Raw genomic sequence first — 8,089 nt, forward strand, 5'->3', positions numbered from 1 at the left:
ATAACAATTGGATTTGATAATTAATTTATAACACTTTTAGGTGGAATTGACTATACAATGACAGGTTCGATAAAGTCTATTATTGCATTATGTGGTTTTTGCGTTATATAAGTTAAGGAAAATAATCATGGCGTATCTTGAAGCTTTTTTCTCGCAAATTGGAGATTTGACGTGGGGCTGGTCGCTCGTCCCTATGTTAATTATCTTTGGTTTGCTATTTACCATTGTGGGTAGATTCGCGCAGTTTAGATATTTTAAACGCATGTTTGGTGTATTTAAAACTGATGAAGTAGGAGACGATGGCATTTCTGCTCGTCAGGCTTTACTTGTCTCTATCGGCGGACGTGTTGGTGGTGGTAATATCGCTGGCGTAGCCGTTGCGATATCTTTGGGTGGCCCAGGTGCAGTTTTTTGGATGTGGGTTGTTGCCTTGATTGGGATGATGACCAGCATTGTTGAGTGTAGTTTGGCTCAGCTTTATAAGCGCAAAGATAGCGATGGTAATTTTCGTGGTGGCCCTGCTACCTATATCTTACATGGTTTAGGTAAAGACTATCGTTGGCTAGCCGTTATTTATGCCATCGCCTTGCTGCTGTCTTTCTCTATTGGTTTCGTGGCGTTCCAAGGCAATACAGTTGCAGGCTCAGCCCTTGAAAGCTTCGGAATTGATCGTTGGATATCAGGCGTGGTGTTGGTTATCGCTGGCGGGTTTATCGTCTTTGGTGGTATCCAGCGTATTGCTAAAGTTGCCGATGTGGTTATTCCTGTCATGGCGTTAGTCTATATCGTTATGGCGCTTATTATCATAGGACTGAACTTTACCGAATTACCTGGATTGATAGTGATGATTGTCAAAAATGCTTTTGGTATCGAGTCTGTCGTGGGTGGTGGTATTGGTGTGGCGATTGAACAAGGTATGAAGCGAGGTCTGTTCTCTAATGAAGCAGGTTTGGGTTCTGCGCCCAATATTGCAGCCACTGCTTATGCAACTCATCCTGTGAGCCAAGGTATTTCGCAGTCGTTGTCAGTGTTTATTGATACGATGATAGTATGTAGTGCAACGGCATTTATGATTTTGCTTAGTGGTGTTTATCAGCCAGGTGCTGAAGTAGATGGTATTGTGCTTGCACAGCAGGCGCTGACTACACAGCTAGGAGATTGGGCACAGTACGTCTTGACCATATCGCTGCTATTGTTTGCATTGAGCTCTATCATGTATAACTACTATATGGGCGAAAATGCCATTAACTTTTTGATCAAAAAGAACATCAAAAAAGCGACCTTTGTTCTACGAATTGTTGTTATTGCGATATTGTTCCTTGGAGCGGTGGCGCCAAAAGCAACTGCAGTGTTCTTCTTTGCTGATCCATTAATGGGGGTGCTGGCTCTAGCAAACTTATTAGCCCTAATCATGCTATTTCCGCGAGCCAAACGGCTACTTGATGACTTTGCACGTCAATTAAAATCAGGGGTCAAAGAGCCTTTGTTCGATGCGCAAGAGTATGAGAAGTTGGATATTGATCTGAGTGCATGGGGTAAAACAGCAGTAAAAGAAGCTTTAGATAAAAAACAGTAGTACGTACATGCTGTATGCTTTATAAATAGTAAAAACCACTTCAGCCTATCTGAGGTGGTTTTTTGTTTGAGTAGCTAGTGGGTTTGTATAAGTGCATTGCTGCCTATTGTAAGGTCAGATTTTTATGAGTACTGTCCATTTAATGCTAACCAGCTAGCACACCATCTAACGATAGAGTCTTTCCTGCTTCGTCTTCTTTAATAATACGAGTTTCTTTCAGTGCCTCAGCTCGCCATATTTGTAGGTGTGGGTTAGCGAGCATGGTTTTGCAGTATTGCAGAGTGGTTGGTTTTAGCTCTATTCCTGATGCTGTTGCATAAGTTTGCAGTCGTAATACGACAGGTGCGTAGAAGGCATCGGCAACCGTAAAATTACCAAACAAATAGCTATCTGCCGACCTGTTCGTTAAACACTCAGTAATAATGGTTTCGATCCTATCGATATCGGCCAAACAAGCAGCGCTTGGTGTAATATGCGCCGTGGCTCTGATGTTCATTGGCATCTCATTGCGAATACCAGTGAGACCAGAATGCATCTCAGCGACGATACTCTGGCAGTAAGCACTGTTGGTTCTAGTGTGACTATCAGCGTGTCTTTTTATATCTGATGTACATAATCCTGTCCAAATATCTACATCTGTTAAATAGTCATTGATATGTATGGCGATTGACAAAGTATCCCAGACCGTCACCTTATTACCACCATGATAATAGACGAGTACAGGGACTTTACCGGTCGGCGCGTGCTCTGCAAGTATTGACGTTGCTGATGGGTCAAACAACTCGATAGACTGCTCATCAAATTCGATGTCAAAGGCTTTTAATAATAACCATGCACGTAGCGACCAAGACGAGTAGTTTTTATTACCAGAGATGAGCAGGGGGCTGTTCATAAGACTATCCTAATGATTTTGAATATGACTTTATTATGCCGATCGTCTCAACATTGCACCAACGCAAAATTCTAATGGCACCCATCAGTAATTTGTGGATTGAGGGGATGTCAGCTGAGATAACTAATATGCTATTTTGGTCGTAAGATAAAAATAAAAGTGAGTGAGGCACACCAGTGGATATTGAATCATTACGTTGTTTTATTGCTGTCGTCGAGACAGGTAGCTATACAGACGCGGCAAAACAAATCTATCGTAGCCAAAGCGCGGTTAGCCAGAAAATGCAAAAACTGACTGATCAAACTGACAAGACGTTGTTTGTTAAATTAGGACGTCGTCTTGAGCTGACGGAAGATGGTAAGTTTTTGCTCGGTTATGCACGGCATATCATCAGTTTGCATGATGATGCGTTAAGACAAATGCACGATAACAAAGAAATCACTCGTCCTTTGCAGCTGGGTTGTCCGGATGATTATGCTCAAATAGTATTGCCCAAAGTCATTGCTATCATTCATACCTGTATGCCCAATCTACCTATCCACGTGCATTGTCATAATTCAATGAGATTGCGTAAAATGTTGAGTGCGGGCGAGTTGGACACAGCTATTGTGTCTCGTTCATCAGCGAAAGAAGCTGGATTTTTTTTGCAACAAGATCAAGGTGTTTGGGCATTCGATGGCGATGCAAAACGCTTAAAAAAGAATTATGAGAAATCGCGCAGTATCCCACTAATCCTGTTTGACGAAAGCTGTCATTTTCATCATTCAGCCATTCAAGGACTGGGTCAGATAAACGTCACTAGCCAAGTCATCTGTAGTGCTAATAGTGTGGGTGCAATAAGCAGTTTGGTTATGGCAGGGAAGGGTATCACTGTAGTAGCGAAAAGTAGCCTTGGTCAGATGACACCCCTAACCAAGAATAACAATCCGCTGCCTTTTACGTTACCCAAACTACCTGAAGTTATCATAGAGATGGTCATCGCTGCCAACGCTCATCCAAACTTTGGACGGGCGCAGCTAGCAGAGGTATGTAAAAGGTACTCAAGTTAGTTTTTATTTCGAATCAGTGCGATCACTGGTAGCGCGACAATATACATTAGCACCCCATATACCGCAGCAGGCAAGGCAATAGGCGGCAAACCAACGGTCGTCGTCATGATGATAGGCGCTAAGGTAATCGCTGTCGTGCTGTTCTGGATGCTGGTTTCTATTGAGATTGTTTTGGCATCGAACCAACTGAGTTTAAACGCTTTAGATATCAACGTACTCAACACAAATAGTGCCATGATGATCAGAATAAGCTCGAGACCCATCGACGTTAACTGAGACTGTAGTAGCTCCCAGTTTGATGCGATAGCGGCAATGACGATCAACACAAAGAAGACACTGGCTAAGCCATTTAAGATACCGCCCCTACGAATCATAAAGTCGGTAAACTTATAGCGGGCAAGCATACCAAGAGTAACTGGCAGCGTCGTCAATAAAAACATCACAATACCAATTTTTACCGCACTGATTGAGCCTGCTTGATCTTGCATAAAATGATCAAATGCCATCGTGATTAAGATGGGCAAGGTCACGACTGACAATAAACTAACCACGCCAGTGAGCGCGACTGAAAGTGCGACATTGCCTTTGGCATAATAACTAAGCATGTTACTAGTCACGCCGCCTGGGCAAAAACTAATCAGCAGGATACCAAAAGCGATGGCTGGTGGCGGTGCCATGACTAAAACGACTGCTAAAGCGACCAAAGGTACTAATAGAACTTGGTTTATCAAGCCTATAAAAAAGGCTTTGGGGTGACTGGCGATGACCTTAAAGTCATTGGGTTTTAGCCCTGTTCCTAAGGTGAACATGATGTAGGCAAGAGCCAGAGGGAGTAAGGCTAGTGCGGTATTACTCATAAAACATTCCTTGTAAAAGTGACAGTCATTTCATAATGACTTCTTATTCGCTCACATGCCTTGTGGCGATAACACTATAAATATACCCTAAAATCCACTGGTAGATGTGATAAAAGCTCATATGCTTATATGAGCTTTTATTGTGTAATTATTTTCGTCTATATATCTAAGCTGTCCTGAGGTGATGATAGTCAATCAACCCAAGCAGATCAGTCGTCCAGTAGATCCATTTGCTTGGCGGCTTCGTAGATACCTGTAGAACGATTACCGGTACGACAAAACAGAAGTATGGGTTGTTCGGCTTGATTGAAGAAATCAGCGAAGGTCTCAACATGCGTTTGATTCAACTCACTACCAGCAAAAGATACTTCTTTATATGCTAGCCCTGCTTCTTTAGCGGCTGCTTCGATCTCGGCACTGGTTGGTTGGTTTGGTTCTTCACCATCTGGACGGTTGTTGATGATGGTTTTAAAGCCGTTTTCGGCAATCATTGGTACTTGGTCAGGGGTGATTTGCCCTGTCATATTGACTTGATGGCTCATGTGAGCTCCTTTTTAGTAGGATTGGCTTATTTATTGATAAGGTATTAAATTTTTAATTACAAGTATTTTGGTTATTCTAACGATACAAACATCACAATAGGTCTTGCATCAGTGCGCTTTGATACAGTAGCTTAGCACGTGCACCAGTACCACAAAACATCAGTATGGGTTTGGGCATGGTGTGATAACAAGTGGCAAACTGCTCGACCGTCATCATACTTAGGCGCTCATCATCGAAAGGCAGGTGACGATAAGTTAGGTCTACCTGTTCGGTAGCAGTGGCAAATTCACCACTACTTGGCTGCTTAGCTACCTCAGCATCAGGGCGTATGTTGAGCACTGAACGATAGCCAAGCTCCGCAATTTTTCGGCACTGGCTTGGGTAGATTTGCTTGTAAATCGTGATTTCGTCGGTCATAAGTAGCTTCAATGAGGTTGGTTAAATTGTATTTATTCAAGTGGACTCGAGCAATACCAGCTAAAAACAACAATAGATCAATCAGACTGAGATTATGGCGTGTTATGTCTTATAAATTAAGTCCGTTAGGTCGCTTTTTTGTATTCAGCGCATCTCAGTATTTATTAAAAGGTAAACAGGTTTAGCATAACATAGGCGCTATCATCGCGAAATTTTGTAATTCACATTATTGACCATATGATTGAACACAATAATAGTCGTTTCCTTGAGTCAAAGCTGCACTGTTAACCGCTCTTGAGCGCGTCGACGGCTTCTATGGTACTGAGATAAACCTGTCCTGATAGCTGCGTAATGATGGGGGTCTGTCCGATGACGTCCATGACTGGCCCTTTGATAAAGCTAAAATGTAGGCGTTTGTCTTGCAATGCCAGCTCTTTATTAAGTGTGCTAAGCATTTCTTGGGCTGTCAGATCGATATGATTGACCGCTGACATGATTAAGATAAGCTCGTGCGCATCTGGGTATTTCTGCAATGCAGCTGAGATACGATGATGCACCGAATCGCTATTACCAAAAAACAAACTCTCATCGATTCGCAACAGTAATAAATTACCAAAAGTCACGACATCATGACGATTGATATTACGAAAATGCCCTGTACCATTGAGTTGTCCGACAACGGCTACGTGAGGGTTGCTCGACTGCCAGATCAGGCTGGCGAACGATACCATCAGACCAACGACCAGTCCTGTGTTAAGGCCAAATATGAGCACACCTGCGAATGCGGCGATAAAACTTGCGGCATCTAATCGATCGCGCTTCCAAGCAGACTTTAGGGTATCAATGTCGAGTAGACCAATGATCGACGCCATAATAGTAGCGCCAAGCAGGGCGTAGGGAAGTGGGGCAAGGACATTGCCAAAGGCAATCAATGTTGCGATCATCACTAGCACCGTCACAAGACTGGCAACAGGCGTTTTGGCACCTGAATCGACATTGATAGCGGTACGTGAAAAACCACCTGCGACAGCAAAGCTCTGAAATAATCCGCCAGCTAGGTTGGCGAGTCCAAGTCCAGTCAGTTCACGATTGGCATCAAAACTATCACCGCGTAAGCGTGCGTAAGTACTAGCGACTGAGCTACTAGAAACAAAAATAATAAGAGCCATCAATCCCGCGGTCGGTAAAAGTTTGAGCGCTTCCTCGACATCAGGTACATGAGGGAGGGTAAAACTTGGTAGCCCTTGTGGCACACTACCGATAGTGGCGACTCCTAGCGAGCTCCAATGTAATGCCAGACTGAGTAAAATCGCAATACCGAGTAGAATTAAGGGAAATAAACGTTCCGCCCATTTGGTGTAGGATGCGGATAGCCATGTTCGCCATACCCATTTGCTGGCGTAGCGGTTGGCCAACAAAAGAATAAAGGCAATCACGCCGATGAGCAAAGTCAGCGGGTGCAGCTGGCGTGCATACATCTGCATGGTAGATAAATAACCAATTAAAGTACTCCCAGCAATGGGGATATCTGTCAGATATTTGAGCTGACTGACAAAGATAAGAACGGCAGCACCACTCACAAATCCAGCCGAAACACCGCGGCTGATAAACTGCATGATCCAGCCAAGCTTCAATCGCCCAGCAAGCCACAGCAATGCCCCAACCATGACCGACAGCAGACTTGCCATCAAAACATATTGCTCAACACCTTGATCGGCATACGGCAGCAAACTGCTTGCGGTCATAATCGCGGTAATAGCGACAGGACCGACAGCTTGGACATTACTAGAACCCAGCCAAGCATAAACGATTACAGGAACAATTGAAGCATATAGGCCGTAAACGGGTGGTAAACCGGCGAGTACTGCATACCCTAAGCTTTGTGGTATCACCAATATACCGACGACGAGACCGGCTATGACGTCGGTGGGCAGGGCTGCTATCTGGTATTGGCGCAGCCAAGCGGGAACCATGCGGGCGACGATAGAAGGCATATCAATGTGTCATCACAAAAAAGACATGATTATTTTGCTTTGGCACAAAAGCGCAGATATAGCAGCTCGAGGACTGCCAGCGCATCATCACTTGCGATACTGTAATAGATTTGCTTGCCTTCGCGGCGTGTGTTGACCAGCTCATCCTTACGGAGGATACCAAGCTGCTGCGACAAGCTTGGCTGACCGACACCGACCAAGTCTTCAAGCTCACCGACACAGTATTCGCCTTGGGTCAATTGGCATAACAATAACAAGCGATCGGGGTGCGAAAGCGATTTTAACAACTGACTGGCTTGCATGGATGCTTGCTGCATTTGTTTGGCAAGGTCAGCAGGGGTTGAGTCTGTCGAATTAGGTGAAACGTCATCGCTCACGCTATGAGCGGGTGTGCCCAATGCTGAAGTGGAAGTAGTCAGAGGAAGCTCCTTATATGAAATGGCAGTAAAGAACGTGGTGGTTTTGATAAAAGTACAGTGTATTTGGGCGCGTTAAATATTTGCAACAAGTAACAAACAAGCACTACTGATTGTTCACGCTGTGCTAGTAATGAATGACGTAGGACGAGTGCTCATGCGTTGTCCGTGTGACACAGTAAGAAGTGCTTTTATCACCGACTGCTCATTATACACGCCTGAAGGTAAGATTTTTGGCCACTTACATGTCGCAAACAGATGCATGTCACAAACAGATGTCATCGTTGCGTTTGTTCAGCCCGTATTAATATATGCCTTAATGCACGTCCAGTTGATTTTGTTAAA

9 protein-coding genes are annotated in these 8,089 nt (G+C 44.1%); 3 read left to right on the forward strand and 6 right to left on the reverse strand.

Annotated elements, in window-relative coordinates; translation table 11 throughout:
• Positions 1-127: 127 nt before the first annotated feature.
• A complete protein-coding gene (locus L0J61_RS07205; protein ID WP_301465672.1) occupies positions 128-1,576 on the forward strand; it encodes a sodium:alanine symporter family protein in 1,449 nt (482 codons plus the stop codon).
• A 145-nt stretch (positions 1,577-1,721) separates the two neighbouring features.
• Here the strand turns inward: L0J61_RS07205 and L0J61_RS07210 are convergent, their stop codons facing one another.
• Entirely contained in the window at positions 1,722-2,468 is a 747-nt protein-coding gene (locus tag L0J61_RS07210) for a glutathione S-transferase family protein (RefSeq protein ID WP_301465673.1), read from the reverse strand.
• A 176-nt stretch (positions 2,469-2,644) separates the two neighbouring features.
• On the opposite strand from L0J61_RS07210, the gene L0J61_RS07215 reads away from it, so the two are divergent.
• A complete protein-coding gene (locus L0J61_RS07215; RefSeq protein ID WP_301465675.1) occupies positions 2,645-3,517 on the forward strand; it encodes a LysR family transcriptional regulator in 873 nt (290 codons plus the stop codon).
• On the opposite strand, the gene L0J61_RS07220 is transcribed toward L0J61_RS07215, so the two are convergent.
• The 5 genes from L0J61_RS07220 to L0J61_RS07240 all read right to left on the reverse strand — a co-directional run bounded on the left by L0J61_RS07220 (position 3,514) and on the right by L0J61_RS07240 (position 7,645).
• Entirely contained in the window at positions 3,514-4,374 is an 861-nt protein-coding gene (locus tag L0J61_RS07220) for a bile acid:sodium symporter family protein (RefSeq protein ID WP_301465677.1), read from the reverse strand. The two genes, L0J61_RS07215 and L0J61_RS07220, sit on opposite strands and share 4 nt — an antisense overlap.
• 209 nt (positions 4,375-4,583) lie before the next feature.
• Positions 4,584-4,916 carry a TIGR01244 family sulfur transferase gene (locus L0J61_RS07225; RefSeq protein ID WP_301465678.1) on the reverse strand — a complete coding sequence of 111 codons (333 nt, stop codon included), beginning with the start codon at positions 4,914-4,916 and terminating at the stop codon, positions 4,584-4,586.
• Positions 4,917-5,007: 91 nt separating this feature from the next.
• Complete coding sequence (locus L0J61_RS07230; RefSeq protein ID WP_301465680.1) at positions 5,008-5,334, reverse strand: sulfur transferase domain-containing protein; 327 nt, start codon at positions 5,332-5,334, stop codon at positions 5,008-5,010.
• A 284-nt stretch (positions 5,335-5,618) separates the two neighbouring features.
• Positions 5,619-7,328 carry a SulP family inorganic anion transporter gene (locus L0J61_RS07235; protein ID WP_301465681.1) on the reverse strand — a complete coding sequence of 570 codons (1,710 nt, stop codon included), beginning with the start codon at positions 7,326-7,328 and terminating at the stop codon, positions 5,619-5,621.
• 29 nt (positions 7,329-7,357) lie between these two features.
• Positions 7,358-7,645: an ArsR/SmtB family transcription factor gene (locus tag L0J61_RS07240; protein WP_367651947.1), complete on the reverse strand. Its 288-nt coding sequence runs from the start codon at positions 7,643-7,645 to the stop codon at positions 7,358-7,360.
• Positions 7,646-7,877: 232 nt separating this feature from the next.
• Here L0J61_RS07240 and L0J61_RS07245 point away from each other — a divergent pair.
• A partial coding sequence (locus L0J61_RS07245; protein WP_301465684.1) for a hypothetical protein occupies positions 7,878-8,089 on the forward strand: 212 nt, incomplete at its 3' end.

Origin of the sequence: Psychrobacter sp., assembly GCF_030457785.1 — a bacterium.
Taxonomy (GTDB): domain Bacteria; phylum Pseudomonadota; class Gammaproteobacteria; order Pseudomonadales; family Moraxellaceae; genus Psychrobacter.